Below are 26,543 nucleotides of genomic sequence, written 5' to 3' on the forward strand. Positions count from 1 at the left end.
TCTTTTTCAACTTACAGGTGCTTTACTTCAAGAAGAAGTAAAGCTATTTTTTTGAACTACGTATCAGGTTCGCTGAAGAAGTAATCTCTTATTTTGGAGAATAAGGAGAACACCTATATGAAAAATACAATTGATTACGACAAACTCATTGAAGTTGCTTTAGGACATTATGGGATTACTGATTTTTCATCAATATTTATAAGACAAAACGACAATATCACATTAAAAATAGAAAATAATGAAAATAACAATTGTTATGTTTTGCGGATTCATTCTCCTATTACTCCTGGGCTATATGGTGTACAGCATACCTTTGAAGGACTAAACTCGGAAGTGGAATTGCTAAATAGTTTAAACGAACAAACCTCTTTAACTTTACAACAACCAATTAAAAACAAAAAAGGAAACTTGGTTACTACAATTGTTGATACTGATAATAATTTAATTCAATTGGCAACACTCCTCACTTGGAAAGATGGTGATGTATATACTGGGGTGGAAATAAATTCAAAAAATATTTCTTATGAAGTAGGAGTTGTATTAGCTAAAATACATAATTTCTCAAATAACTGGATTATTCCACAACCATTTATCCGTCCAGTCTACGATATTGAAAAGTATAGGAATTTGACTGATCGATTACAGTATGGTGTTGAAATTAACTTATTTACACCTGAACAATATGATGTGATATTGGATACACTGAAATATATAAAAGTTATTTTTGATAGAATACCAAAAACGAATAATAATTGGGGAATTATTCATGCTGACCTACAAGGTGGAAACATAATTGTGAATAATGATACAGTTATCCCTATTGACTTTGGTTTCTCAGGTTATGGTTATTATCTATTCGATATTGGCATTACGCTCACAACCTTTAAAATTAATCACAGAAAAAAAGTGTTAGAAGGATATAAAACATTAAGAAATCTTAATGAAGAAGACGAAATTCTAATAAGTGCGGGTTTTCTTTTAGCTATTTTTGGGGGTTTTGGATTTGTAGTTAATAACCAAGAATCTCACGAATGGATACAGCGGAGAATGCCCTATGTTACACAAAATTATTGTAGTGCTTTTCTCGTGAAAAAATCTTTTCTGTTTGAAATAGAGTAGTAAATTACTTTTTTTCCACCAACGTTGTATTTTAGTTTAATAATGATGCACAATTTTCTTGGATATCTAGTTATAAAGAATAGGTAAATTACGGTTCCAAAATTTTCTGTTCGAGGGGGACTAGAGGTATGAAATCTAGAAAAAAATTAGTATTTATTGCTATAGGGTTAATGTGTCTTGTAATCATAATTAATTTATTAAAGAAGGATTTATGGGATGTAAACGAAGCGTTATTAAGAGAAAAAGTGTTATCAATTGAGCATTCAGATGAAACAGTAAATTTATTAGATATAACACCGTTTGAGTGGGAATTGGTATATTCCTTTCAGCCATATACCCCGAAAAATGAAATATATAAAACAGTAGGATATAAATGGGATACTATCAGCGAAACAGTAAGTGAAGGAATGAATCAAATTGTTTTTTTGAATGATGGAAAAGTGGTTTGCTATTTATATGGGTATCCTGAGAATAACGGTTATGGTATATCTTTTAAATCTAGTAATTATAGTGATTCTGTTTTTATGCTACAAAAAAATGATCATTTAGATTTTAAAATAGAAAGAAGCGGTAGTATCGTATTTTTGAGAAACTAGTTATTCTTCAACTACCGATGTACATGAGTGAGAGATCGTTGAAATGTTGCTGATCAGCACTGTCCAACAAAAAGGATGCTTCCTATAAGTGGAATGTGGAAGATGCTTATATTGGAGATAGACTATCTGGAAGTGTTTATGTAAAAGTTTATGAGTAATAAATCCCTTATTGAGCTAGCGGATGTTTCGTGAAAAAGAGAAGAAAAATCCATTATTGGGTTGTGAGTTAATAGTAAAAACGAATGAATTGCAATCTGAAATCCATTCGTTTTATACTATTTAATCTATTTGAAAGGCGTTAATCGACGCACTCGCTAGTTTAGCCTTTATCATGTCCTCCATTGGTGGATTGTACAAACCTGCTCTCACATTCATGTAATAGCGATGCATTGGATTAGACTGCGATAGTGCTCTTGAGCCTACAATTTTCATGGCTAAGTCGACTATTTTTATGGCACCATTGGTTACAGCTATTTTAGTAATATCTAGTGATTCTTGGAGAGTTGTTTTATCTTCCGCCTGCTCATATCTTTCCGCCGTTCCATAGAGCATATGTCTTGCGATGGATAACTCTAGTTCCATTTCTCCTATAATTTGTTTTATATTTGGTGTCTCTGCAATTGGTTTTCCTAAAGAGGAAGGGGTATATGTAGCTGCAAATTCAACTGCATAGTTCCTCGCAGCTGCAGCAATTCCTATGTAGCAGGCAGGAATATGAAGCATCCATCCTTTAGCCTCTGGTCTTGTAGCTGGTAAGGTTTTTAGTATATTCCTTTCAGGAACCCTTACATTTTCTAGAACAAGAGTGTGACTAGCAGTTCCTCTCATAGCAAGCATATCCCAGGTTTCTTCTATTGTTACTCCTGGACTATCTTTGGGAATAACAATCATTTCAATAATTCCAACTTCATTCGTACATGTTACTAAAATATAATTCAAAACAGGTGAAGCGGACGTAAAGGTCTTTTCCCCATTAATAATTAGTTCCTTTTTATCACGAACTACGGTTGTTCGTGGAAGTGCTCCACGTGTAGGGCTTCCAGCATTTTTTTCAGTTGCGGCACTATTGATAATTGCTCCTTTACCAATCTCCCCGAGCAGCCATTCTGCTGTTTCTCTGTTCCAATGGTTATTTTCTGCATACTCTAAAATAATTCCGTTATGCCAGCCGATAGATAATCCTGTGGAGCCACTGCCTTCAGAAATTGCCTCCTGAGCAAGAATATACTCATATAAACCGAACCCTTGACCACCATATTTCTCTGGTAGTGTTAACGTATGATAATTTATATTCTTTAAGTCTTGAAAGTCGGCAAAAGGAAAAGAGCCTAAATTATCTAGGTCAGGCTCTCGATGCCTGAAAACTGGTTTTAAATCATTAATTATAGATAATAATTCATACTGTTGCTCTGTTTTTATAAACTGATCCATTGACTATTGCATCCTCTCTTACTTAAATATGGTATCTATTTTCTCTATCTCTTCTTTTGAGAGGTTTACTTCCTGTGTTTTTAAATTTTCCAAAACCTGTTCGGGTTTCTTAGCACCTGGTATTACGACATCGATTGCATCGTTTGCTAAATACCATGCTAATACTAAATGAGAAACAGCAACGTCTTTAGACTTAGCAATTGTCTTCAATTCATCTACCTTTCTTAGGTTTTGTTTAAAAGCTTCCCCTTGGAATAAAGAATTTTTTGAGCGTCCATCCTCAAAGGTACTATTTGCATTAAATTTTCCAGTGAGTAAGCCAGATGCTAAAGGGAAATAGGGTATAAAAGAAATATTATTGTCGATTGAATAAGGGAGCAGATTTTGTTCTGCATCTCTTTGAAACAGGTTGTAGCCAGATTGAAGAACATCAATATAGCCATCTTTATTTCCTTCTTTCAACTGCTCTAATGAAAAATTAGAAACACCGATGGAACGAATTTTACCTTCTTCTTTCATTCTATGAAGTTCTCCAACTGCCTCATATTTAGGTGTAGCTTCATCTGGAAAATGAATATAAAACAAATCGATATAGTCAGTTTGTAACCGTTTTAAACTATTTTCAACGCTTTCTCTAAGAAAAGCAGGTGAATTATCTACAATCATTTTTCCTTCAACATATTTCTGCGCGCCCTTTGTAGCTAAAACTAGTTCGCTTCTTTTACCGCCTTCTTTTATCACTTCTCCGATAAGCCTTTCGGAGTGTTCGGGACCATACATATATGCAGTATCGATAAAGTTAATATTATTTTGTATAGCAGTTCTCACAATTTCTTTGCCAACCTCATCATTTAAATTAGGGAATATATTATGGCCTCCAACTGCATTTGTTCCTAGTCCTACTGGATAGACGTGTAAGCCAGTTTTACCGATTTCTACTTTTTTAATCAAGTAAACCCTCTCCTTTTCCAAGATGTTTGACTATTTAATCTTAACAATAAATTACACAACGTACTAATAAAGAGCTTTTACTTGCTAGTGTACTGCTAGTTAAATTGCCGTTTAAGAGGATATTTAAACTTTCTTGTCGAAATAAAAATAAAAGGATATTAGAGGACAAGAGGAAAAATTACATTTCAGATAACCAGAAGTTAAAGAGCACAAGAGATGGTCATGAAAAAAATTTAAATAGAGAAAAATCTGTCTTGTTTTCTAGAGGTATGAGATTTTGGCACTGTAGCTAACTCTAAAAATGAACACATTTATGCATGTATCGATTTGTCGACGAAAACGGAGGGATATAATGAATTTAGGTATGTATAAGGATGAGGTTAAGTTAGTTCCATACACAGCAGAGTGGAGCGAAGAATTCCAAAGGGTAAAGAAACAAATATTATTTTCAACCGGTTTAGAAACAGGTCGTGTAGAGCATATCGGTAGCACAGCTATTGTTGATATGCCTTCCAAGCCAATCATTGATATTGTAGTAGGAGTGGAAGATATAAATGCGTTAGATAAGGATTTCTTTAAAGCTATGCATTCTGTAGGTTTTTTGCGACTCCGAGTAGAGAGACCAAAGGAAATTGTACTGGCTCGATTTAAAGATGAATTATATGAGATTAAAACTCACTTTGTTCATTTGGTGAAATATAAAGGGGAGCATTGGAGAAATTTAATATTCTTTCGGGATTATTTAAATATTCATGAACATGAGAAAAAAGAGTACATGGTGTTAAAAGAGGAACTTTCTAAGAGAGGAAATATCAATATTAATAATTATACGAATTTAAAAGAAAGCTTTGTAAAATCACTGATTGCCAAAAGGAGGTCTAGTAATGATAACTAATTTATACTTTGTAAGACATGCTCATTCCACTTATACACCTAACGAGCTCGAACGCCCTTTATCAGAAAGAGGGAAAGAAGATGCAAGATGGATAACTGAATTGCTGAAAGAGGAAGGAATTGATCACGTTATCTCTAGTCCTTATAAACGAGCTATTCAAACTGTAGAAGGAATTGCACGATTTTTGGGCTTACCCATTGAATTGATGGAAGACTATAAAGAACGAGTATTAAGCGAACAACCGGTTGAGAATTTTAGTGAAGCTATAGAAATGGTATGGGATAATTACTCCTATGCTTTTGAAGGTGGAGAATCTAATTATCTTGCACAAAAAAGAGGGGTCGAAGTGGTTTACCATACTTTAGAACGTTTCGAGGGAAAGAACGTAGCTATTGGTACACACGGAAACATCATGGTTCTAATAATGAATTACTTTGACGCGAAATATGATTATAACTTTTGGAGAGAGTTAGGAATGCCTGATATTTACAAACTATCCTTTAAAGGTAAGGATTTGATAGATGTAGAGAGAATCAGTAATCAAAAAATCATTTGCTAAAGAGGAAGAAGATTGAGGAGCGTAGTTTATGAACATTAGAGGGGTAAATCATTTCTTATTTTCGGTATCTAATTTGGAGAAATCTATTAAATTTTATGCGGATGTGTTTGACGCAAAGTTATTAGTCGTAGGAAGAAGCACAGCCTATTTCGACTTAAATGGTATTTGGATTGCATTAAATGAGGAACCTTGTATACCTCGAGAAGAGATAAAAGAATCATATACACATATCGCTTTTACCATTGACGAAAATGATTTGGAACATATTTATTCGAAGTTTAAAAGATTGAATGTTACTATTCTTAAGGGGCGTGATAGGGTAGAAAAGGATAAAAAATCTATATATTTTACGGACCCTGATGGACATAAATTTGAATTTCATACTGGAAGCTTAATGGACAGATTAGAATATTATAAACAAGAAAAACTACATATGAAGTTCTATGAATAGAATTAGTCATATAAAAACACTTGACACCCAGCTATTAAAGAGGGTGTCAAATGCTATTAAATAGAATGATAATATGGTTAATAATAAATCTTCATCTCCTATTCATTACTTAAATCAAAGAAGCTAGGTGTATTATATGAGATTTTACTTTGTATAATCTTTATAATTTTTTCCTTTAACTCCTGCTCCAAATCCTCTCGATATTCAAAGCTAGTTTGATGAAGAACCCTTTGCATCTTTGGCTTTAGCTGCGTTATTAAGGCTAATATCTCAGCTTCGTCCACTCAATTTCCCTCCTTTCTTTTTATCGGTACCTTGGACAACAGCATCAGACAAGTCATGCATGGAATTTTCTAGAGCTTCTAGCTTGTTTTCAAATCGATGAAGTAAATAGATGGAGACTACAATTGGAAAGCCGAAGTTGCCAATCATTTGGACAATATTACCCGCTTCAATCATAAGTAAGCTCCTTTCGAATGTTATCGATTATATTGCGTCGAGATTTTGAAACAGCTTGCTGGGAGATGCCGAAATACGATGCGATTTCTCGGTCTGTCATTTGCTTCACAAAGACTAGGGATAGTATTTTCTTTTGACGTTCAGAAAGTTTCCTAATACTAAAAAATAATTTTTCAGATGATATATGATCGGCTATGTCATCAGAAAAACCAATGAAATCCGTAAAAAACCTTTCATGATAAATGACTGTAATTTTATCATCGCTGTCTAGCGATAATATATTCTTTGATCTGTGCAATCGCTCCTTCTGATCGAACCGTTTGCTTTCATAATGTAAAACCTTTATAACATAAGACAAAATTCGGATATTCTGATAAAACTTTTTGAATTCATTATCTAATTGATTTTTGATCTCTTGGCTCTTGGTGTACTGATAATCCTCAAATAGTTTTTTGTTGTCAGGGTAACTTAGAAACTCTTCTATTATCTTTTTATTACCAGTCCCCATCTTGAACATTCCCCCCTAAATCTTAGAATGTATTGCTAGGCTAGCGGTATGGAAAAAGGATTTTACCGAGGCGAGTGAAATAGTGTTGTACTATAAAGGTATTTTTTTTATAAAATTTACAACTCCATTCTTCGGTTAGAAAAAAAAGTAAAAAATGTATTTCCATATCCTAAATATTACTAAATTTTAGTTGAAAAATAAACAAAATATTAATGGGAAATTAAAAGTAAAAAGTACTGTTATTTAATATTGTTTGATAAATATTTCTTCTTTTCATTCATTTTTATTATAATATATTGATTTTATAAAGAATTTTACTTTTTATTGAGAAATTTGCTGAAAATAGTCGAAAATATAAAAAAGGAATTCAGCGTTTTAAGCAGAATTATAAACTATACTACATGTAAGGAGGTGACTTCCGATGAGTAGTATTGGTCTCATTATTAAGCAGGAAAGATTAAATCGAAATATTAAACAAACAGTATTAGCGAAAGGTATTTGTTCCACTTCTTACTTGAGCAAGATTGAAAATAATTCCACCATGCCTAGTAAAGAGGTAATGGAGCCTTTGTTAGATCGATTAAATTTGATGCTGGAAGAAATATCACAGGAAGAAGAAAATAATATTATTAATAACTTGTATGAATTGTATAAAAGCTCCATATTAACAAGAGATAAAGAGAGACTTAAAGTTTGCATACAACAATATACTGCCCGTAAAGTTAATTTCTCTATGTTGAAAAACTTTTATAGCTACAATTTGTATATGTTTAGATTAATGTTAGTTGTAGATGAGGAGGTCCTTCAGGTTTATCCATATTATCAAGTTTTGATTAAAATGGAAGATGATTTTGATGAAAAACAAAAATTCCTTTTAAACTTGAACCTCGGGTTATACAACTATCTAATTGGTGAATATTATGCGGCTTTAGAAAGGCTTGAGCAAGCTCTCAAGCTATTAAATAATAATTCTTTTGAGGAGTGGGAACTAGCAGACTTTCACAATGCTATAAGCTTGACCTACTTTAAATGCAACGAATATTTCAATGCTATCAATCATTCTAGTAAATCACTGAAGTATTATAAGGATAATTTACTCTTTGAAAGAGCAATTGACAGTTACATAGTTACAGGAATGGCCTACAAAAACATGAAAAACTATGTAGAGGCCGAAAAGAACTACAATCTTGCGAAAAAGCTGGCTAAGGATTATAGGCTGACACAGTATAAAGGTATGCTTTATCAAAACCTTGGTTCACTTCAGGCCATTCAAGAAAACCATGAAAAGGCAATCGAGTATTATAAACATAGCTTGGAAAATAAAGAGGGCCCACACCAAGTGGAGGGGTATATGATAACTACTCTTTCAATTATTAAGGAGTATTCCAAGCAAAAGGATCATTTGCGTGTGCTAAGCTGGTGTGAAGCTGGGTTAAGTAAATTGGATGAAATAAAGGACAATCAAACAATGGCCACTCTATCTTACATACACCATTTTCACATATATAAAGCGTTTCATAGTTGCTCTGAAGATTTCGAAGCTATCATTAAAAAAGGGATTAATTATTTTGAGAAGGTCCATGACGATCGACACGTTCAAAAGTACTCTATATTATTAGCAGATTATTATTATAGGAACAGTCGTTTTAAAGCAGCCAATATTTTTTATCAAAAGGCAAATGAGATATTATTCAGACAAAAATCTATTTCAAAATGGGAGGATTTATAATATGAAAAAAATATTTATTCTTAGCTTGATAACATTAACAGTATTGTTTAGCTTTGGGACTTCTACATTTGCTGCAGAGGAAGAGGCACCAAGACCAACTTCAACAGGCAATTCGAACATCTAAAAAAAGTCTTGTCATGGGCTTTTGATAAATATTTAACTATAGACACTCACTTTTAATTCAGGTGAGTGTCTATTATTTTTGCAGGTTTAGTTCTAAGTACGGTCTTTAAAGACTGATAATTACGCGTTTAATAGAGCATATCATGTATACTCGTGTTGAAAAGTGAATTGTTATCCTCCATATGATTTTTAAATTTTTCTATACTTCCTATTGACATTAGTTTTATTTACATGTTAAATTTATCCACAATAAAACCATACAAATTCGTTGATGAGAAAAAGTAGAATATGAACCTGCTCCAAAGAGAGCCGATGCTTTGCTGAAAGTCGGTGTTCAGGTCATTTTTGAAAATCCTCTCTGAGAAGTCGTGCTGAACATAGTAAGCTCGATCGGGTGTCTACCGTTAAAAGGAACGCGTATGCTTGTACGTGGCTAAGTGCTATTGGAATGTAATTTTCCATAGAATTAGGGTGGTATCACGGTTAAACCCGTCCCTTTACTGGGACGGGTTTTTTGTATGTTTTATTAAACTTAATAAGGAGTGATGCCAATTGGTTAACAAGAACAAGAAGGAAATAGTTTCAAAACGGGAAGAAAAAGTACGAAAAGTTTGGTTAGAGAAAAATGTTTTTCAAGAATCTATAAACCAACGAGATGGAAGGCCATCCTTTGTATTTTATGAGGGTCCGCCCACAGCAAATGGCATGCCTCATGTAGGGCATGCCCTCGGAAGAACGATTAAGGATCTGATCGCTAGATACAAAACAATGAAAGGGTATCAAGTTATTCGAAAAGCGGGATGGGATACACACGGGTTGCCAGTAGAATTAGGTGTAGAAAAACAGCTTGGCATCTCTGGAAAGAATGACATAGAAGATTTTGGTGTGGAAGCATTTATCGAAAAATGTAAGGAAAGCGTATTTGTTTATGAGAAGGAATGGCGTGATTTCACAGAGAAGTTAGGATACTGGGTGGATATGGGCAATCCCTATATGACGATGAGCAACAGCTATATTGAAAGTGTATGGAATATCCTTGGTACCATTCACGACAAGGGGTTGCTACAAAAAGGTCATAGAGTATCACCATACTGCCCTAGTTGTCAAACTTCCTTAAGTTCGCACGAAGTATCGCAGGGCTATAAAATGGTGAAGGATCTATCGGCTACAGCGAAATTTAAGTTAACAGATGCAGAGAATGAATACTTCCTAGGTTGGACGACCACACCCTGGACGCTACCAGCAAATGTTGCTTTAGCAGTTAACCCTACGCTGGAATATGTTCGTGTGAAGAAGGGAGAAGAGGTTTATATACTTGCTAAAGTTTTGTTAGAAAAAGTAATGCAAGATGATTATGAGATTCTGTCCACCTTTAGAGGGGAGGAATTAGAAGGCATTACCTATACTCCACTTTTTGACTTTATGAGTGTTGAGTCTGGTCATAAAGTAGTTACCGCCAGCTATGTCACATGCGATAGCGGTACTGGAATTGTGCATATCGCGCCAGCTTATGGAGAAGACGATTATAAAGTGGTAAAGGAAAATGACTTGTCCTTTATCAGTGTGGTGGATGAGAGAGGGAGATACACTTCAGCAATAAAAGGATTTGAAGGTCGATTTGTAAAAGAATGCGATATAGATATAGTCCGATTTCTCTCCAATAAAGGACTACTATTCCATAAGGAAAAATATGAACATAGCTATCCCCATTGTTGGCGCTGTGACACCCCACTCCTTTACTACGCAATGGAAAGTTGGTTTATACAAACGACAGCTCTAAAAGAAATATTAATTGATAACAACGAATCTGTATCATGGCATCCAGAGTACATTAAGCATGGTAGGTTCGGTAACTTTTTGGAACAAATGATGGATTGGAATATCAGTCGCAAACGTTATTGGGGGACACCACTTAATGTGTGGGAATGTAATAATTGTAAGGTAGAAATAGTGCCGAAATCGATCGATGAATTAAATAAATATTCTTTAAATGTACTAGGGGATATTGAGCTACACAAGCCATATGTGGATAAGGTTCAGCTATCTTGTCCTTCCTGTGGTGGACCGATGCAAAGAACTCCAGAAGTAATAGATGTATGGTTTGACAGTGGTTCTATGCCCTTTGCCCAATATCATTATCCATTTGAGAACAAAGAGTTATTTTCCAAGCAGTTTCCAGCGGATATTATAGTCGAAGGAATTGACCAAACAAGAGGGTGGTTTTATAGTTTATTGGCCGTTTCTACCCTATTTACAGGTAAAGCACCATATAAGCGTGTGCTTTCCACTGGACATATTTTAGATGAGAACGGTCAAAAAATGTCTAAAAGCAAAGGGAATGCGTTGGATCCTGTTGACCTAATCCAAAAATATGGAGCGGATTCACTTAGATGGGCTTTACTAATTGACAGTGCCCCATGGAATGAGAAACGGTTTTCAGAAAAAATTGTTCAGGAAGCAAAATCCAAACTGGTTGATACGCTCGATAATGTTTATCTTTTTTATGATTTATATACGAAATTAGATAAATATATTGTGACTTGCGATAGACAGGTAAAGAAAACAATATTAGATAATTGGATTATTTCATGCCTGCATAGTACTATCAGCAAAGTCAACAGTCATTTAGATGATTATAAATTTACAAGTGCCGCTAGGGATATTGCAAAGTTAGTAGAGCAGTTGAGTAACTGGTATGTGAGAAGGTCTCGGGAACGTTTTTGGTCAAGTGGGATAGATGAGGATAAGGTAGCAGCATATGAAACACTTTACGAAGTTTTGACTAAAACCAGCCAATTACTTGCCCCGTTTGTTCCCTTTATAGCTGATGATATCTATTTATCGCTTACAGAAAAAAGTGTTCACCTTTCGGATTATCCTCAAGCAGAAAAATCGCTTATAGATCAAACACTCGAACAGGAAATGGAGGAGGTTCTCCAGGTTGTAGAGCTAGGAAGAAGTATACGAAATAGCTTGGCTATAAAAGTAAAACAGCCACTTTCTCAACTGTTTGTTACGAGCAATAAGTCAATAAAATGGTTCACATATGAAGGTATTATAAAAGAAGAGTTAAATGTAAAACAGTTACATTTGGCTGATAGTGATGAAGATTTTTTCACATATACCGTCAAACTAGATTTTAAAAAATCAGCGGCTAAGTTTGGAAAACAATCCAACACTATCAATAATTATTTAAAAGGCCTAGTGTCTAGTCAGGTTTCGGAGCTATTTCAAAAAGGAGGTATCATGTTCGAGGATACCTTTATTTTAAAGGAAGATGTTATGATCGAAAAGAAAGTAATGGATGGCTTTGCTTCAGCTACAAATAGGGAAACAACTGTTACTTTAGATGTGAAGTTAACAGAAGCACTCGTTCGAGAGGGATGGATGCGTGAGCTGATAAGGGCTATACAGTCTTATAGAAAACAGCTGCTTCTCCCCGTAGAGCAGAGAGTGGATATTATACTCCGTACAGACAACGAGATGCATAGGATTATTAAGGATTTTCACCAAATGTTGGAGCAAAACGTACTAATGCGTGAACTCATCGTTACTCAGTCATCCGTCCATGGTTTAAAACTGTCGATAGGAGACCATGAAATTGAAATAGAATTATCACCGCTTGTATAAATGGCAAAACAAAAGGGAGCATTCTTTATTGATTGCTTCCTTTTGTTTAAGCCTCATCTTTTGTGTTTAATGCCAATAATTTCTTTCTACTAAACGAGCACATAAAACATAAAACTCTCTTTCGGGATACTTCTGTTTCATTTTATCAATTTTCTTAACAGCAAAATCTTCAGCATCCTCGTAAGTAAGATGAGCAGCTATTCCATCTGTTTTGGGGTACATCGGGGGAGTCGCTTGGTTAATTTGTATGAATGTGAATGTTATATATTTTTTATCGGGGAGGTACTTGTCGCTTTCATCTTCTGCTTTTTGATCATTTTCGGGAAAGTAGAAAGCATTTTGCTGGCTGATTAATCCCGCTCTTTTTAGTACCCATAAATCTGTATACCCCATAGAAATTTCTTCTCTCAGATTTGTATGTATTTCCCTTAAGCTATCACCTATTTTAGGGAAGGCATCTGATCTGTTCGTTAAATAAACAAAATAGTTAATGTTGCGTGTCTCATCCAGTAACTGATGGATCATTGTTTTCCTCCTTTAAAAAATATATCAAGAGTAGTTAAAGTATATTATATTTAATTGTATTAGCATTTATTTGTTTAAATGTAACATTTATTAGTCTGGGGGGGATGGGAGAAATGGAAGAATTACTTACTTACATGAAAACATTAGGGGATCAATCTATTCAACGAACACAGCTTAAACATCGTCTAGATTTAGTACAAGCTTTTAAGATTGAAGAGGGTATGCGAGTTTTAGAAATTGGATGCGGACAAGGTGATACAACAGTTGCGCTTGCAAACGCTGTAGGGGAAACAGGATTTGTAAAGGCAGTCGATATTGCAAGCAGAGAATACGGTGCTCCTATTACCCTCGGAGAAGCAACTGATTTTATTAAGGCTTCTCCAATAGGCAACAGAATTTCCTTTATTTTTGAGGCGGATTTTTTGAAGATGAATATAGAGGGAAAATATGATGTAGCCGTTCTCTCTCACTCTCTTTGGTATTTTCAGGATCCGGCTTTGTTGCTTTCATATTTTAGAAAGCTCAAGCATATTGCTAAACGCATATGCATCGCTGAATGGGATTTAGAATGGTCTATGAAAGAGCAACTTGCTCACTTTTATGCAGCCAACATTTTAGCGATTTATGCTGATCAGTTTGATGACGAGGGCAATATTCAAAATTTATTTCATAAGGAGCAACTGAAAGAAATAATGAAAGAAGCAGGTTGGAAATTACTAGACACAAAAATAGTAGATGCTTCTTTTCTGCAGGACGGGAAATGGGAGATAGACTTTGCAAAATCGATTAGGGAAAAATTCAAAAATTCATCAATCAAAATAAACACACTGGTTCAAAGTAATTATTCTATGTTAGAAAAGGCAACTTCTCATGGTGAGCAATCGTTAAACAGCGTTGTGTTAATCGCAATTTAACATAATAAATACTCCATAAGTGATCACTCTTATGGAGTATTTATTATGCATGGTTCGTTTCATCATTAACAATATCAGTTATTTCTTTGACTGCCTTAGAGGTTTTCACAAAATGGAGCCATTTTGCATTTGCAGTAATTTTATTTTTTATATGAATCTCCACAATATCTTTGTCTTTTAATATCGTTTGAAGTGAGCTTACCTTGCCGTTTACTTTAGCAAAGGCCATTTTACTTGCCATATTCGGGTTTAGAGCATAAGCAAAATCAATAATATTAGAATTTACCGGCAACCTAATAATATCCATTTTAGGTGTGTATATTTCCATTTCTTTATGAAAAAGTTCTAGGGAGACAAGTTCGCAAAAGGCAATCGAATTATTAGCAATGGATTTAGCAAAAGGAATAGAGCTTCCTAATAGGGACGAGCTCAATGTAGTGGAGTCTATCGATTTTAAGATTGCAAAAATTCCATTTTGGTAAAAATATTGGGTCTGTTGGTCTTGTAAAACAATCGTCAAAGGGACTCCAGCTACCCTTACCTTAGTTTTGAGCTGCTTGATAAAGGGATGTTTTTCAATAGCAATCTGGTCTACAAATTGATCTGGCATAGTTTCAAAGTTGGAATGTACGAGACCAAGAGCTGTATAGCAATTGAAGGGCGAATTGATAGTGATGTGGACGGTGAAAATATCTGAAAGATAAAATCCCTCACTTAACAAATTATATCCTTGAAATAGGGGGATATTAATCCATCTAGATTTTATTATTATGTTAGTTGTATCCTCTTTTTTTAATTTAGTAATAAATTCTTTATATGATTCTTCAAAAACTTTAGTGTAATTGTTTATCTTTTCTTTAAATTGCTTATAACGCTGCGGATGTAAATAGCTAAAGGCTAATTCTTCGAGCTCTCTTTGGAGTGTAAATAATCCTATTCTTTCTGCTAAAGGTGAAAAAAATAGGAGTGTTTCGTTTGAATAGGGAATTTTCTTTTCCGTTCTTTTAATGGCCAGGGTTCTCATATTATGCAATCGATCCGCTAGCTTAATAGCAGCTATTCGTATATCTTGGATAGCGTAGGAGAGGAGTTTTTCCATATTGATAGCGCTATACTCTTCCTTTTCAAAGCTTCCTTTTTCGAACTTTGTCAATCCATCCACGATAAAGGAAACATCATCTCCAAATAAATTTTCTATTTCCTTCAGGTCAATGGTTGTGTCTTCTACAACATCATGAAGTAAAGAGCAGACTAGAGTGGTTAAGTCAGCCTTATATTCCGATAAAATAAGACAAACCTCCAATGGGTGTACAATGTAAGGCTCACCGGTGGCCCTTGTTTGGCCTAAATGTGCTTTTTCAGCAAATTCCATTACTTTTTTTAATTGTTCCATTTCTAATTCCTCTAAATAGTTACAGCTATGTAAAAGCTGCTCTTTTACTTCTTTCATTTGAAGTCACCTCCATTTAATAATATATGTATTAAGTCCTCCTTGAGCAAAGCAATTTAGACTATTATTTTGATACTTTTATATGTATTCTACTGAATTTTCAAAAAACCTTTTTCTTTGTTATAGAGTAATAATAAGTTGGATAAAAGACCTCAAGTTATTCATTTCCAAAATCATGTTAATATAATATTGCATAGACTGGTGTTCGAAATCAGAGGAGTAAATGTGGAAACGCTAGTTAATGCTAGAGCTTGTCGAGAACCACTCCTAAAGTGCTAAGAAGTGTCACGTAAAACGTTGAATCTGTCCTCTAATTGAGTAGAAATCACCCCTAACGGGGGAAGTGTCTTATAAGTTATAGGAACACTCCCCTTAACCAGAGGAACGTTCTTAACAACAGGGGGCAAGAGCCACATCTAACTATTAGGAAATTCTATCACAGCATTATTTTTTGCTTAATAGCTATTTTTTGGCTACATTGTAAATGAACAATATGGAGGGATTTATATGAGATGTGGTGAAAAATGCTTTCTAGTGGAGATGGAAGTGAATGGGGTTGTTCAAGTTAAGCCCGTGACCGCAAAATCTCCAATTGAGGCGAGAAAAAATATTCGATTAGAATATGGGGGAGAATCTAAGATTCTTTCTGTAACTGCGGAGAAAAAGAAATAACGGTCATTTATAATTTAGAGAAGCAGCTTCGATTAGAGAGGCTCCTTTATTAATATATCAACCTTCTAAAAATTCTCTTTTATTTGTTAATTATTGTGATATGATAATTTCATCGTAATTTTCAGACAACGTGGGAATTTTTTATGAAGGCTTTTTGGAGATGGATGCTACAGCTGTCTGTAGCATTTATTGGTATCCTACTGATTAGTGGGTTGCCTTTGTTAATCACCGGCTTCCAACAAGGAGAATTTTGGTGGGAAGAATATAGAAATCATTTACTCGGCTTGTTTTCTATAGGAGAACTTCTGGACCGATATGCTGGCATGCATATTGAGGGGTTTGTACAATATTCGTTAGAAGTATTATTTTTGGCGCTTCTGGTTGCTGTTTTGTTGGCGTTATTTTTTACAGTGCTAACTATGCTATGTAAGGAACGGGTTAGACAACGTATTAAAACAGTTTTTTTCTTTTTGGAATCGATTCCGGACATATTGGTTATTATGCTTATTCAGCTATTGATCATTATTATCCATAAGCATACAGGTATATTCTTGAAAATAGCTGTTACTGGTGGGGAAAAAATTTATTTACTTCCCGTGGTTTGTCTGATGATTCTACCAATGGTTCAGCTCTATCGTTTAAGTATGCTTACTTTCGAGGCTGAAGAACGTAAAATGTATGCAGAGCTTGCAAGGTCGCTTGGATTCGGTAAATTGGCTATTCTACTTATACATATTTTTAGAAATGCAGTTATTAGTATTTTCTTTCAATCAAAAAAGACTATGTGGTTCATGCTTTCAAACTTATTCATTCTTGAACGAATGTTCAATATGCCCGGTATTATGTATTATTTGAGCAATAACATTTCAGGAGAGTTATTTTTAATCACGGTATGCAGCTTCTTTTTCCCAGTGTTTCTCCTTTATAGTTTTGGCGAGTGGTATTTTCTACGTCATTTGAACAAGGGGAGAGCAATCGGATGAAGATGAAATCAGTTTGGAGACAGCCATATTTTGTTTTTGGATTTACTATATTAGCCTTCTTTTTAATAGGCAGTTTTATATTTGAGTGGATTTTTGGGCCAGATCCGAAACAAACTTATTTTTTAATGGAAAATGGCAGAGTAATAGAAGCAGCTCCACTATCCCCAAGCTGGATGCACCCACTTGGGACCGATCAATATGGCTATGACATGTTTGCTAAAATCATGCTTGGAGCAAAATATACCATTATATCTGCCATGGGAGTTGCAGCTGTTCGAATGCTTATTGCAGTACCACTAGGATTTGCAATCGGTACTTATTGGCAGAAGAGACGGGCCATTATTAATAGCGCTATCGATCCTCTACATTATATTCCTATGACCATTTTTTCTTATCTTATGCTTTACCCAGTGCTATGGGAGCCTATGGAGGGATTTTCTACAACTGTGTGGGAGAGAATTATCATCCAGGTTGTGCTAATGGCCATTATCACCGTACCAATTGTGGCTTCTCTCATAGGCAACGAGGCCAATCTGCTTTATCAGGAGGAATATATTCTGGCTTCTAAAACGTTAGGGGCTGGTCGACCGAGAATCATTACCCGTCACCTATTTCCAATGATGAGAGAGAAATTATTCGTTTTGTATGGACAACAAGTCGTCGAAACATTAGTTGTGTTTACGCATCTCGGGTTGCTCCAATTGTATATTGGAGGTACAGCAGTTAGCTATGACCCTATGTTTGGAGATCCTCCAAAGTCTATTGCCTATGAATGGGCAGGACTTTTTGGTTCATCTTTCCGATATCTGCAAGGTGTACCATGGCTTCCACTAGGGCCTGCTATATGCTTTGCATTGCTCATCTTGGCAATTTCCGCAATGATAGAGGGCTATACTCGCGCAGTGAACGGACAAGTCAAAATTCCAAAGAGAAAGAAAGTAGCGTTTCTGTCTGAGGACATGATTGAATGGAACCAGCAGCAACTACAAGAAAAGATGCAACTTCTTTATAAGGATAAAGAAAAGCAAAAAGTCTGAGCTTAAGGAGGATATCTTCAATGCTTATTGTGGATTCCTTATATGGAGAATTTTATATAGATGGAGTATTAGAAGAATTAATAAATAGTAAGCCTGTTCAACGATTAAAGGGCATACATCAAGGCGGGGCAAGCTATTTAGTAAAGAAAGAATGGAATGTCACTCGATATGAGCATTCCATTGGTGTCATGCTTCTGGTAAAAAAAATAGGGGGTTCGTTAGAAGAACAGATTGCTGGTCTTCTTCACGATGTTTCACATACTGCTTTTTCTCATGTCGTCGATTTTGTTCTGGAAAATAAGGACGAGGACTATCATGAAAAAATATATAGTAGAATAATTAACGGTTCCTCAATACCTACTATCCTAGCTAAATATGGATATAACTTAAAAGACATCCTATTTAATGATTCGAGATGGTCCTTGCTCGAGCAAAGTGCCCCTGATTTATGTGCAGATCGTGTCGATTACACATTACGCGATTTGTATACCTATGGAAATATTTCAATGGAAGAAGTTCAACATTTTTTACAGAATCTAATCGTGAAAGACGGTAAAATGGTTCTTCCAAATATAGAAATCGCCGAGTGGTTTACATCGGTCTACTATGAGGAAGTAATTGATTTCTTTATGAATCCTTTAAATTTATATGGCAACTACCAGTTAGCTTTTGTTTTAAAGGCAGCATTGGATAAACAAATCATCACATTAGAGGATTTTCTTTTGGAGGATAATCAGTTGCTCCAATTGGTAGTATGCTCACAGGATGATGAAATTCAACATGCTCTTCAAAAGCTTCATCCTTCTGTTGAAGTGATAGACGAGCTAACCAATTATGATTTTCATCAGAAAATGAAGGTTAGACTAATAGATCCTCTAGTTTGTTCGGAAAATGGTTTAGTAAGAGCTTCTGACTGCTCTAAGCAGATTCAAAAATTAAACCAAACGGCATTGCAACGAGCAGTAAAAGGAACCTATGTAAAAATTTTATCTTGCTAATAAAGACAAGCCTATATCGTGATTAGGCTTGTCTTTATTTTGTTATTAGAATTAGTGTCCCAATTACCTGTTGAAATTGTTTCTCATTAGTAATGAATTTATTCAATTTATTCGATTAAGTGTTTTCCTTCCTAATGGTCTACATTACCATTGAATAAGAACGTACGTTTGCAATATAATAATAAGGAAGAACGAATGTTCCTTTCGGAGGAGAGTAGATTTTATGTATGAGGGCTTAGAAAATCGAAATATTATTTGCATTGACATTCGAAGCTTTTTTGCGAGCTGTGCAGCGGCAGAAGCAGGACTAGATGTGATGAATACGCCTATTGCTGTTATTGGAAACTTGGAGCAGAAGGGGAGCATTGTGCTTGCTGCTTCTCCTCCAATGAAAAAAAGGTTTGGCGTAAAGACCGGGACGAGGTTATTTGAAATACCAGACGATCCTTCTATCCATCTGTTGAAACCAAAAATGGAATTTTTTGTTCGAGTTTCAATGGAAATCACGCGCTATTTGAATCAGTTTGTCCCAAGTGAAGCGATTCATGTCTATAGTGTGGATGAATGCTTTGCAGACCTTGGGGGAACAGAAAGGCTTTGGGGGCCAATTGAGAACACGGTGAAACGTATACAGGACGGTTTGCATTATCAGTTTCAGCTTCCATGTGCTGTTGGACTGGGACCAAATATGCTTATGGCAAAGCTGGCGCTTGATTTGGATGCCAAAAAAACAGGTTTTGCCAAATGGACGTATGAAGATGTTCAACAAAAGCTATGGCCTGTTTCACCTTTAAGTAAAATGTGGGGAATTGGCTCTCGTTTAGAAAAAACACTAAATAACATGGGGATTTTCAATGTAGGACAGCTAGCAAAAACTCCCTTGAAGTTGTTGGAGGATAAATTTGGAGTGATGGGAAATCAATTGTATCACCATGCCTGGGGGATAGATCTCTCTGAACTGGGAGCGCCCATTGTAGACGGCCAGATAAGCTATGGAAAGGGGCAGGTGTTATTTCGAGATTACCGGACAAAAAAAGAAGTAATGGCAGTCATATTGGAAATGTGTGAGGATGTGGCAAGACGAGCAAGAGAGGCTAATATGGTGGGGCGCACTATACATCTTGCAGTGGGCTATAGTAAAGACTCTTTTGGGGGAGGATTTAATCGTTCACGCTCCATAGATGAACCGACGAATGCGACTATGAAGATTTATAAAATTTGCGAAAAAATATTTGATGAGTTTTATGACCGTAGTCCAGTGAGAAGGCTATCCATTTCTATCACTAATCTAGAGCCGGAGAACTCTATGCAGCTTAGCCTTTTTGAAGAAGGAAAGTGGAAGGAACGCAAGCTTGGAAAGACGATGGATTATCTGCGTAGCAAGTATGGTTCAACCGCTATTTTACGCGCAGTTTCCTATACCGAAGCTGGCACTGCAGTGAAACGAGCGGGCTTGCTCGGAGGTCATAAGAAATAGGATGAACAAATATTAGAGAGAAAATACGATAAAAAAACCCTGTGAAAATTAATCATATTCTCACAGGGAAGGTCAGTTAGAGCAGCTTGATCATAATGGTGTCATACGGCATAACTTTTGCGCTTGGCTTAATCGATAGACCATTTACTAAAATAAAACCATTTCTTATTTTGTCTACGACAGCTGTTCTGCTCCAGTCAGGTATTTGTTGAGAAAGAAGAAAATCAATTCGATAAACTCCTTCTACAGATTTAATCGTTACATGAACTTCCGATATAAGCTTTTCCATATAAAGATTTACAGGCAGCTCTGTCAACGTGCTTTCTTTGTTTACAGGTTCACGTCCATGGACTCTTTCATGTCTTCGAAAAGTTTTATAAATATCTAATTTTTTATTCCAGGTATGGTTTTTTTCGCATTTATAAATGGCAAAACGGTATATATGCTTTCCATTTGAATTATGTCTTCGAATATTTGTATCAGTAAACAAGGAATTTTTCCCGCACATTTTACAGTGCTTTACTTCTCTACGAATCGTTTGTTTTTTTAGTATTTCCCAATTGTGACATACAACGGTCATTTCCTTCACCTCATATAAGATAAAGGAACAATCGCATCCGTTTGGATGTTGGCAGGATCGTTATTAATTTGCACTAAAAAAGGCCCCAAAAAGGACCTCAAAAAGCATACGAAACTACTGGTTTGCTCTTGTCCCTTTGTAATGGTAGATGGGCAGACTAATCCCTTGGTTAAAACAGATGTTTTTAAGGGAAAGTGCTATCCAATTTAGTTGGTCCATTACAAAGTAAAAGTTGGCATACGAGTTTTTGTATCCTTTCTCCAAACAGATTTAACAATATTATAACATATAACATTATTTTTAGAATAGTTAAATTAAGGTGAATTCTTTCGTCATCAAGATATGAGGAATACCATCTTCCATGAAGATATCCGAAGTTGTTTTGTATCCAAGTCCAGTATAAAATCCTTCAGCATGGGTTTGACCATGAAGCTTCACTTTCGAAACCTTCAATTCTTTCGCAACATCCTCCAGAGCTTTGACAATTACTTTCCCTAATCCTAATTTTCGATAAGGCGGAAGAATACAAATACGCTCTAGCTTTCCGAATTCATCTACTACTCTTAAGCGACCTGTCCCAACTGCTACATTGTCAATGAAAACTAGAATATGCTGACAATCTCCGGCAAGGGTATCAAATTGGTCAAATTCATCCTCTAAAGGCACACCCTGTTCTTTAACAAATACTTCTTCTCTAATTGCGAAAGCTTTTTTCAAATCCTCTTGGGAGGTAATTTTATTTGATTTCAATTTTTTCAGTCCTTTCCCTATTTTTCTATAAAGTTAGTTTATTTTTATTTAAATTGCAATGGGAAACCTTTGGAAATGAGAAGGTGATTAAACTGCTAAAGGCGAATATATAGGAAGAAGTTAAGGGGGGGATGTTTTTGTATTTGATTAATATAGCTGTAATTGCAGCTTCTTTTTCACTAGTAACTATTTTCTCCCTTTTTGTCTTAAAAAGATGCAACAGGCAGATGGCCATGATTACCAACTTTATAGCGAGTTTCATCCTATTAGCGTCGGCCTCTATATTTCTTTATCAACAGAACCCTAGCGAATTTCTAAAAGAGACAAATGGATTGTTAATCATGCTTCTGTTTTTCCCCATCAACGTATGGGTTACTTGTCTAATCATTATGCTGAAAAGTAATAAAGTAAACAAACCATACCAAACGTAATAGGAGCTGCTATGAAATGTGCTATGCAAACACCTTTATCACCATTTCAGAGGACTCGACAGTTATATCTGCAATAGTCCCCACACCAAAACACAATAAGCCAACAATTGCTTCTATAGAATATGATCTTATTTATCGTAATCCATACGAGTACACCCAGGAGGATGTGCAGTTTTTAACCTACTTGATAAAAAATCAAATTGAAATGAATAATTTAGAAGAAAAGAGAAGCGAGTTTTTCAGCAAATCTAAGGCATGCTTTAGAGCCTCCCCACTCGTTAAAAATTATGGTTGGGGAATTCATTATAATGAGGCTGGGAAGATTGCTATCTATGAAAAAGGAAGTGAGCACTACAAACAATTGGAGAACAGCTCGCAGTTAAAAATTTTAAAGGGCATGCGTACTAAAAAAACTGTAAGGGTGGATTAAAATGGAGAAAATTTTTTATCGACATATGGATCAAGTACGGGAGCTCACATTAAAGGCTATCAAGCAAATACCAGAAAACCTAGCAGACGAAATTCCAAATGGCTTTAACAACAACATCCGATGGAATTTTGGGCATATTGCTTATACCCAAGAAAAGTTATGCTTTATGCTGCTAGGGATAGAGATGGGTGTACCAGATACTTATGAAACCTATTTTGCAGCAGGAACAAAACCTGCAGAGTGGAGAGAAACTCCTTCAACGCTAGAGGAAATTGCTCAAGTACTAGTAGAGCAATCACATAGGATTAAACAAACATTTCCAATTGAACAGTCACTACCTAAGCCTTTTACAAACAAGATGGGCGTTACATTTAATACTAGTACAGAGGCTCTTTTATTCAGCTTTTATCATGAAGGTATACATATGGAAACGATTCGTAGATTATATAAACTAGTTTCCGACTACTAATTGGTTGATGTTGAAATACGTGGAGCAAAATCAATAATGATAGTGGATTTGACTGCATAGCGTGAATTTATTTATGACCGGATAGCGAGAATTTATGACCGTATAAAAATTTTTATAACCGGATAGCGAGGATTTATGACCGGATAAAAAAATTTATAACCGTTCGCTCATTACGAGCAACAAAGGATAGGTGTTTAGATGAATAAAGTTGAAGAGGATACTATTGATCCGTACATTTTTAGCCTACTTGAACATGCTACCTCAAGCGATAAAGTTTTACGTGAATATAATCTTTATCAACAAATTAAGACAAGAAAGCTATATGGCTGGAAAAGAAACAACGATTATGTGGCCTGTATAGGCATTGAGATGACACTTAGTAATGAGGCAGAGATCAAACATATCGCTGTTTCTCCAAATCTTCGTGAACAACGAATAGGAAGTAAAATGTTGGACTATGTGGTGAAGGAACTGGGAATTAGCCGTTTGACTGCGGAAACCGACCAGGACGCAGTTGGCTTTTATAGAAACTATGGATTTATTGTTTCAAGCATTGGTGAGAAATACCCAGGGGTCGAGCGTTTCTGGTGTGAATGGGAAAAAAAGAGTAAGTAGCATTTAGGCTAACTGAAGAAGCCGACCGATTATCGGATAGAGCGAGCCAATTATGTTTTTAATTTTATCGTTTGATATGGAGGGGAAGTTATGTTTTTTGAGATGACAGTGCAAATTAGAGTTTCTGATTTCCAAGAAGGTCATAAATGGTATAAAACTTTGTTGAAAAAAGAGGCAGATCTTATTCCGCATGGTGGATTTGTTGAATGGGAGGTAATTCCTGGATGCTGGCTTCAAGTCTCAGAAGGAGTTCCCGCACAAGGGAGCGGACCACTTCGATTAGGAGTGAAAGACCTAACTGTTGAACGTGAAAGAATAATGAAGGAGCTTCGTGTTGATTATTTTGATATTCATTCCCGACAGGAAGTTGGAGCTAAATGGGCTACATTTTCAGACCCATGGGGAAATCAAATAGGATTTTTTGAATACATCAATAAACTGGAAGAGAAAGAGCGAATACAAACAGTAACGAATCTAAAATAGTCAAAACCGGAAAGGACTAGCTTTTGCGAGTAAATGTAAACCTTTTTTCATTTATCATTGCGCTTATTTCCGTAATCCTAATTCTAATCTTGACATCTTCTAATTATTGGATAAATTTATCCATGCAAATACTTGGCTGGCATCCCTTGTTTATAGTGCTCGGCTTAACACTAGTTACCTTTGTTTTGGCAGTTGTTGGTTTTAAGGACATAAAGGGCTGGGCGGCGATGACAAGAGGTATTATTACGCTGGCTGTATCTACAGGATTGTCAATTATTGTCATTTTCATACTTTTTATCGGTAAGCTAATGAGCTAGTCTACAACAAAAAGGAGTTTTATATGAATATTAGTATTGAAATGCTAAGCTTGGATGATTTAACAGATTTGTATCTTTTTGAACAGAAGAACAGAGCATATTTTGAACAGATGGTCCCCTCTCGAGGAGAAGAATACTATCTTCCAGAAATTTTTAATAGTAGAAACAAGACTTTGCTAGAAGAACAGGCAAGAGGTGAGTCTTATTTTTATCTCATCAAACAAGATAATGCTATTATAGGACGCATCAATTTAGTAGATATTGATAAAAAACAAAAAAGAGGTGAGTTAGGCTACAGAATTGGAGAGGTGAACACTGGCAAAGGTATTGCCAGTATGGCCTTGCAAATGTTATTGCAGACTATTTCATGGGAAGAGATTAACCAAGTAGATGCAAAGACAACAACGAATAACATCCCTTCTCAAAAAGTTTTAGAGAAAAATGGATTCCAGAAAATCTCATCTCATAAAGAATTCTATTATATGAACGGTGAAAAAATAGAGTTCATTAGTTATAGGAAAGAGGTTGAAAAGTGAATGTAAGGAGACATAGGGAGTTTTTAAGCGATTTCGTTTATGAAATGAAGGAGGTATACCAATCTGTAGGCTGGGTAAAGCATACTAAAGAAGTCATTCAGCAAATATATGAAGCTAGCAATGTGATCTCAATTGCTGTATTGAAAGGTCAAATTGTCGGCTTTGGAAGAGGGTTAACCGACGGGGTATTTAATGCGGCCATCTATGATGTAGTTGTGCATAAAGATTTTCAAAAGCAAGGAATTGCAAATGTTATTATGGAGGGTTTGTTCTATCAGCTAAGAGATGTGTCCTGTGTCCATTTGAAATCGACTACGGGAGACGAAGCATTCTATCAAAAATGGCGATTAAGAAAAGTAAAGACAGGAATGGCTAAATATTCGGATCCTGTCTTAAGCAAACAATACCTAGAAACTATTTAAAAAGCGTAAGCGTCTAGTCCCGTGAAACAATTAGGCAAAAACGATGAGGCATCTCATAAGAGGCATTGTTTTTGCCTTTTTGAATTCTATAGGCAATGTACATAGCTAGAGAAGTAGCTCGAATATACATTTTTTATAGAGAACGTTCCCTGTGTCTTCCTTGCTCTTGATTTACTCCTCGTAAATCATTTTTTTCGTCATCCCGCCATCAACGGTCACATTAATACCTGTCACAAAGTCGTTTGATGGGTCCGTCAGATATATACAAGCCTTTGCAATGTCGTTAGGTTTTCCTACACGGCCTGAGAAATGCTGGCTGTGATCCACTGCTCGTAATTTGTCATAGTTCCCAGTTTCGATCCAGCCAGGAGATATACAATTGACCATAATATGATCAGGAGCTAGCGAGCTGGCAAGAGAATGTGTTAATGCAATAATTCCGCCTTTTGTGGCTGCATAGGACTCTGAGTTGGGCTCTGACATGAACGCTCTTGTGGAAGCCATCGACACAATTGAGCCACCATGCTCATTGTTTCTCATTACCTTGGCCGCTTCCCTAGAACAAAGAAAGACACTGCGTAAATTTGTATTGATAATGTCATCCCAATCCTCTAAAGACAAATCATAAGGGGAGCTGGGCTTAAACTTACCAGCGTTGTTAACTAGAATGTCAATGGTGCCGAATTTCCTAGTAGTTTGTGTCATTAGATTCATGACATCCTTTTCAATTCGGACATCTGTCTGTATAAAAAGGCAGGAGTAACCTTGTTGTAACAATGAAACCTCCGTTTCTTTACCTAGAGTTTCGTCGATATCGGCCAAAACCACATTAGCTCCTTTTTCCGCGTATACCAGTGCCAAACCTCTACCAATACCTTGAGCTGCCCCTGTTATAATTACCACCTTGTCTTTGAACATGCTTATGCCACCTTTCAGTAGTTTTTATTAAATGTATCATAATTATTTTTTTTGTGTTTTCGTAATCGAAAGCTTCTAATATAGC

Annotated in this window: 32 protein-coding genes and 1 other annotated feature; of the genes, 22 read left to right on the plus strand and 10 right to left on the minus strand. The window is 35.7% G+C overall.

Annotated elements, in window-relative coordinates; genetic code table 11:
- Nucleotides 1–117 precede the first annotated feature (117 nt).
- Together H9650_RS09710 and H9650_RS09715 are read left to right on the plus strand one after the other, a co-directional pair.
- Nucleotides 118–1,119, plus strand: a complete 1,002-nt coding sequence (locus H9650_RS09710; RefSeq protein WP_191697073.1) for a phosphotransferase — start codon at nucleotides 118–120, stop codon at nucleotides 1,117–1,119.
- Nucleotides 1,120–1,247: 128 nt separating this feature from the next.
- On the plus strand, nucleotides 1,248–1,715 hold the full coding sequence (locus H9650_RS09715; RefSeq protein WP_191697074.1) for a hypothetical protein: 468 nt from the start codon (nucleotides 1,248–1,250) through the stop codon (nucleotides 1,713–1,715).
- A gap of 279 nt (nucleotides 1,716–1,994) precedes the next feature.
- Here the strand turns inward: H9650_RS09715 and H9650_RS09720 are convergent, their stop codons facing one another.
- Both H9650_RS09720 and H9650_RS09725 read right to left on the minus strand, forming a co-directional pair.
- Entirely contained in the window at nucleotides 1,995–3,146 is a 1,152-nt protein-coding gene (locus H9650_RS09720; RefSeq protein WP_191697075.1) for an acyl-CoA dehydrogenase family protein, read from the minus strand.
- 18 nt (nucleotides 3,147–3,164) lie between these two features.
- Nucleotides 3,165–4,097 (minus strand): aldo/keto reductase, encoded by a 933-nt coding sequence (locus tag H9650_RS09725; protein ID WP_191697076.1) that lies wholly within the window; start codon nucleotides 4,095–4,097, stop codon nucleotides 3,165–3,167.
- A 352-nt stretch (nucleotides 4,098–4,449) separates the two neighbouring features.
- Here H9650_RS09725 and H9650_RS09730 point away from each other — a divergent pair, with 352 nt between their 5' ends.
- From H9650_RS09730 to fosB, 3 genes are read left to right on the plus strand one after another with little or no spacing between them, the layout of a single operon-like run.
- On the plus strand, nucleotides 4,450–4,992 hold the full coding sequence (locus H9650_RS09730; RefSeq protein WP_191697077.1) for a GrpB family protein: 543 nt from the start codon (nucleotides 4,450–4,452) through the stop codon (nucleotides 4,990–4,992).
- Nucleotides 4,982–5,551 (plus strand): histidine phosphatase family protein, encoded by a 570-nt coding sequence (locus H9650_RS09735; protein ID WP_191697078.1) that lies wholly within the window; start codon nucleotides 4,982–4,984, stop codon nucleotides 5,549–5,551. Before H9650_RS09730 ends, H9650_RS09735 begins: the two co-directional genes overlap by 11 nt.
- Nucleotides 5,552–5,579: 28 nt before the next feature.
- Nucleotides 5,580–6,002, plus strand: coding sequence for a metallothiol transferase FosB (fosB, locus tag H9650_RS09740; protein WP_191697079.1), 423 nt, complete (start codon nucleotides 5,580–5,582; stop codon nucleotides 6,000–6,002).
- Between the two features lie 98 nt (nucleotides 6,003–6,100).
- On the opposite strand, the gene H9650_RS09745 is transcribed toward fosB, so the two are convergent.
- Genes H9650_RS09745 through H9650_RS09755 form a run of 3 tightly spaced genes read right to left on the minus strand, consistent with a single transcriptional unit; the run spans nucleotide 6,101 to nucleotide 6,969 of the window.
- Nucleotides 6,101–6,286, minus strand: coding sequence for a hypothetical protein (locus H9650_RS09745; RefSeq protein ID WP_144536540.1), 186 nt, complete (start codon nucleotides 6,284–6,286; stop codon nucleotides 6,101–6,103).
- The gene (locus tag H9650_RS09750; RefSeq protein WP_144536538.1) at nucleotides 6,273–6,461 is read right to left on the minus strand and encodes a YvrJ family protein; all 189 of its coding nucleotides are present in this window, start codon (nucleotides 6,459–6,461) and stop codon (nucleotides 6,273–6,275) included. The genes H9650_RS09745 and H9650_RS09750 overlap by 14 nt, the downstream gene beginning before the upstream one ends.
- Entirely contained in the window at nucleotides 6,454–6,969 is a 516-nt protein-coding gene (locus H9650_RS09755; protein ID WP_191697080.1) for a sigma factor-like helix-turn-helix DNA-binding protein, read from the minus strand. Before H9650_RS09755 ends, H9650_RS09750 begins: the two co-directional genes overlap by 8 nt.
- A 421-nt stretch (nucleotides 6,970–7,390) precedes the next feature.
- Here H9650_RS09755 and H9650_RS09760 point away from each other — a divergent pair, with 421 nt between their 5' ends.
- The 3 genes from H9650_RS09760 (at nucleotide 7,391) to ileS (ending at nucleotide 12,451) form a co-directional block, all read left to right on the plus strand.
- Entirely contained in the window at nucleotides 7,391–8,698 is a 1,308-nt protein-coding gene (locus H9650_RS09760; RefSeq protein ID WP_144536534.1) for a tetratricopeptide repeat protein, read from the plus strand.
- 1 nt (nucleotide 8,699) lies between these two features.
- Nucleotides 8,700–8,822, plus strand: a complete 123-nt coding sequence (locus H9650_RS20650) for a hypothetical protein (RefSeq protein WP_260866579.1) — start codon at nucleotides 8,700–8,702, stop codon at nucleotides 8,820–8,822.
- A 258-nt stretch (nucleotides 8,823–9,080) separates the two neighbouring features.
- Nucleotides 9,081–9,321 (plus strand) — a binding site (T-box leader).
- Nucleotides 9,322–9,373: 52 nt separating this feature from the next.
- Nucleotides 9,374–12,451 (plus strand): isoleucine--tRNA ligase, encoded by a 3,078-nt coding sequence (ileS, locus tag H9650_RS09765; protein WP_191697081.1) that lies wholly within the window; start codon nucleotides 9,374–9,376, stop codon nucleotides 12,449–12,451.
- A 66-nt stretch (nucleotides 12,452–12,517) separates the two neighbouring features.
- On the opposite strand, the gene H9650_RS09770 is transcribed toward ileS, so the two are convergent.
- Nucleotides 12,518–12,976, minus strand: a complete 459-nt coding sequence (locus tag H9650_RS09770) for a hypothetical protein (RefSeq protein WP_144536530.1) — start codon at nucleotides 12,974–12,976, stop codon at nucleotides 12,518–12,520.
- Between the two features lie 113 nt (nucleotides 12,977–13,089).
- On the opposite strand from H9650_RS09770, the gene H9650_RS09775 reads away from it, so the two are divergent.
- Nucleotides 13,090–13,890, plus strand: a complete 801-nt coding sequence (locus H9650_RS09775) for a class I SAM-dependent methyltransferase (RefSeq protein ID WP_191697082.1) — start codon at nucleotides 13,090–13,092, stop codon at nucleotides 13,888–13,890.
- Between the two features lie 43 nt (nucleotides 13,891–13,933).
- On the opposite strand, the gene H9650_RS09780 is transcribed toward H9650_RS09775, so the two are convergent.
- Nucleotides 13,934–15,340: an HD domain-containing protein gene (locus H9650_RS09780; RefSeq protein ID WP_191697083.1), complete on the minus strand. Its 1,407-nt coding sequence runs from the start codon at nucleotides 15,338–15,340 to the stop codon at nucleotides 13,934–13,936.
- Nucleotides 15,341–15,847: 507 nt separating this feature from the next.
- On the opposite strand from H9650_RS09780, the gene H9650_RS09785 reads away from it, so the two are divergent.
- The 5 genes from H9650_RS09785 (at nucleotide 15,848) to H9650_RS09805 (ending at nucleotide 20,507) form a co-directional block, all read left to right on the plus strand.
- Nucleotides 15,848–16,012, plus strand: coding sequence for a hypothetical protein (locus H9650_RS09785; RefSeq protein WP_191697084.1), 165 nt, complete (start codon nucleotides 15,848–15,850; stop codon nucleotides 16,010–16,012).
- Between the two features lie 143 nt (nucleotides 16,013–16,155).
- Nucleotides 16,156–16,995 (plus strand): ABC transporter permease subunit, encoded by an 840-nt coding sequence (locus H9650_RS09790; RefSeq protein ID WP_144536524.1) that lies wholly within the window; start codon nucleotides 16,156–16,158, stop codon nucleotides 16,993–16,995.
- On the plus strand, nucleotides 16,992–18,032 hold the full coding sequence (locus H9650_RS09795; RefSeq protein WP_225216009.1) for an ABC transporter permease: 1,041 nt from the start codon (nucleotides 16,992–16,994) through the stop codon (nucleotides 18,030–18,032). Before H9650_RS09790 ends, H9650_RS09795 begins: the two co-directional genes overlap by 4 nt.
- Before the next feature lie 20 nt (nucleotides 18,033–18,052).
- Nucleotides 18,053–19,030, plus strand: a complete 978-nt coding sequence (locus H9650_RS09800; RefSeq protein WP_191697085.1) for an HD domain-containing protein — start codon at nucleotides 18,053–18,055, stop codon at nucleotides 19,028–19,030.
- Between the two features lie 223 nt (nucleotides 19,031–19,253).
- Complete coding sequence (locus H9650_RS09805) at nucleotides 19,254–20,507, plus strand: Y-family DNA polymerase (protein ID WP_191697086.1); 1,254 nt, start codon at nucleotides 19,254–19,256, stop codon at nucleotides 20,505–20,507.
- Nucleotides 20,508–20,583: 76 nt separating this feature from the next.
- Here the strand turns inward: H9650_RS09805 and H9650_RS09810 are convergent, their stop codons facing one another.
- Together H9650_RS09810 and H9650_RS09815 are read right to left on the minus strand one after the other, a co-directional pair.
- Nucleotides 20,584–21,087, minus strand: coding sequence for a cytoplasmic protein (locus H9650_RS09810; RefSeq protein ID WP_191697087.1), 504 nt, complete (start codon nucleotides 21,085–21,087; stop codon nucleotides 20,584–20,586).
- Nucleotides 21,088–21,396: 309 nt separating this feature from the next.
- Entirely contained in the window at nucleotides 21,397–21,837 is a 441-nt protein-coding gene (locus H9650_RS09815; protein WP_151109915.1) for a GNAT family N-acetyltransferase, read from the minus strand.
- A 137-nt stretch (nucleotides 21,838–21,974) separates the two neighbouring features.
- Between H9650_RS09815 and H9650_RS09820 the strand changes: the two genes are divergently transcribed.
- The 8 genes from H9650_RS09820 (at nucleotide 21,975) to H9650_RS09855 (ending at nucleotide 25,540) form a co-directional block, all read left to right on the plus strand.
- Nucleotides 21,975–22,268 carry a hypothetical protein gene (locus tag H9650_RS09820; protein ID WP_144536514.1) on the plus strand — a complete coding sequence of 98 codons (294 nt, stop codon included), beginning with the start codon at nucleotides 21,975–21,977 and terminating at the stop codon, nucleotides 22,266–22,268.
- A 16-nt stretch (nucleotides 22,269–22,284) separates the two neighbouring features.
- A complete protein-coding gene (locus H9650_RS09825; RefSeq protein WP_151109911.1) occupies nucleotides 22,285–22,698 on the plus strand; it encodes a DUF6157 family protein in 414 nt (137 codons plus the stop codon).
- Between the two features lies 1 nt (nucleotide 22,699).
- Nucleotides 22,700–23,167, plus strand: a complete 468-nt coding sequence (locus tag H9650_RS09830; protein WP_151109909.1) for a DinB family protein — start codon at nucleotides 22,700–22,702, stop codon at nucleotides 23,165–23,167.
- Between the two features lie 198 nt (nucleotides 23,168–23,365).
- Complete coding sequence (locus H9650_RS09835; RefSeq protein ID WP_151109907.1) at nucleotides 23,366–23,782, plus strand: GNAT family N-acetyltransferase; 417 nt, start codon at nucleotides 23,366–23,368, stop codon at nucleotides 23,780–23,782.
- A 90-nt stretch (nucleotides 23,783–23,872) separates the two neighbouring features.
- Entirely contained in the window at nucleotides 23,873–24,265 is a 393-nt protein-coding gene (locus H9650_RS09840; protein WP_151109905.1) for a VOC family protein, read from the plus strand.
- Nucleotides 24,266–24,387: 122 nt separating this feature from the next.
- A complete protein-coding gene (locus H9650_RS09845; protein ID WP_191697088.1) occupies nucleotides 24,388–24,582 on the plus strand; it encodes a hypothetical protein in 195 nt (64 codons plus the stop codon).
- A gap of 23 nt (nucleotides 24,583–24,605) precedes the next feature.
- Nucleotides 24,606–25,118 (plus strand): GNAT family N-acetyltransferase, encoded by a 513-nt coding sequence (locus tag H9650_RS09850; protein WP_151109901.1) that lies wholly within the window; start codon nucleotides 24,606–24,608, stop codon nucleotides 25,116–25,118.
- A gap of 44 nt (nucleotides 25,119–25,162) precedes the next feature.
- Entirely contained in the window at nucleotides 25,163–25,540 is a 378-nt protein-coding gene (locus H9650_RS09855) for a GNAT family N-acetyltransferase (RefSeq protein ID WP_151109899.1), read from the plus strand.
- Nucleotides 25,541–25,711: 171 nt separating this feature from the next.
- Here H9650_RS09855 and H9650_RS09860 read toward each other — a convergent pair whose 3' ends face one another.
- Nucleotides 25,712–26,458: an SDR family NAD(P)-dependent oxidoreductase gene (locus H9650_RS09860; RefSeq protein ID WP_144536499.1), complete on the minus strand. Its 747-nt coding sequence runs from the start codon at nucleotides 26,456–26,458 to the stop codon at nucleotides 25,712–25,714.
- Between the last annotated feature and the right edge of the window lie 85 nt (nucleotides 26,459–26,543).

It is taken from the genome of Psychrobacillus faecigallinarum, from assembly GCF_014836595.1.
GTDB classification, from domain to species: Bacteria; Bacillota; Bacilli; order Bacillales_A; family Planococcaceae; genus Psychrobacillus; species Psychrobacillus faecigallinarum.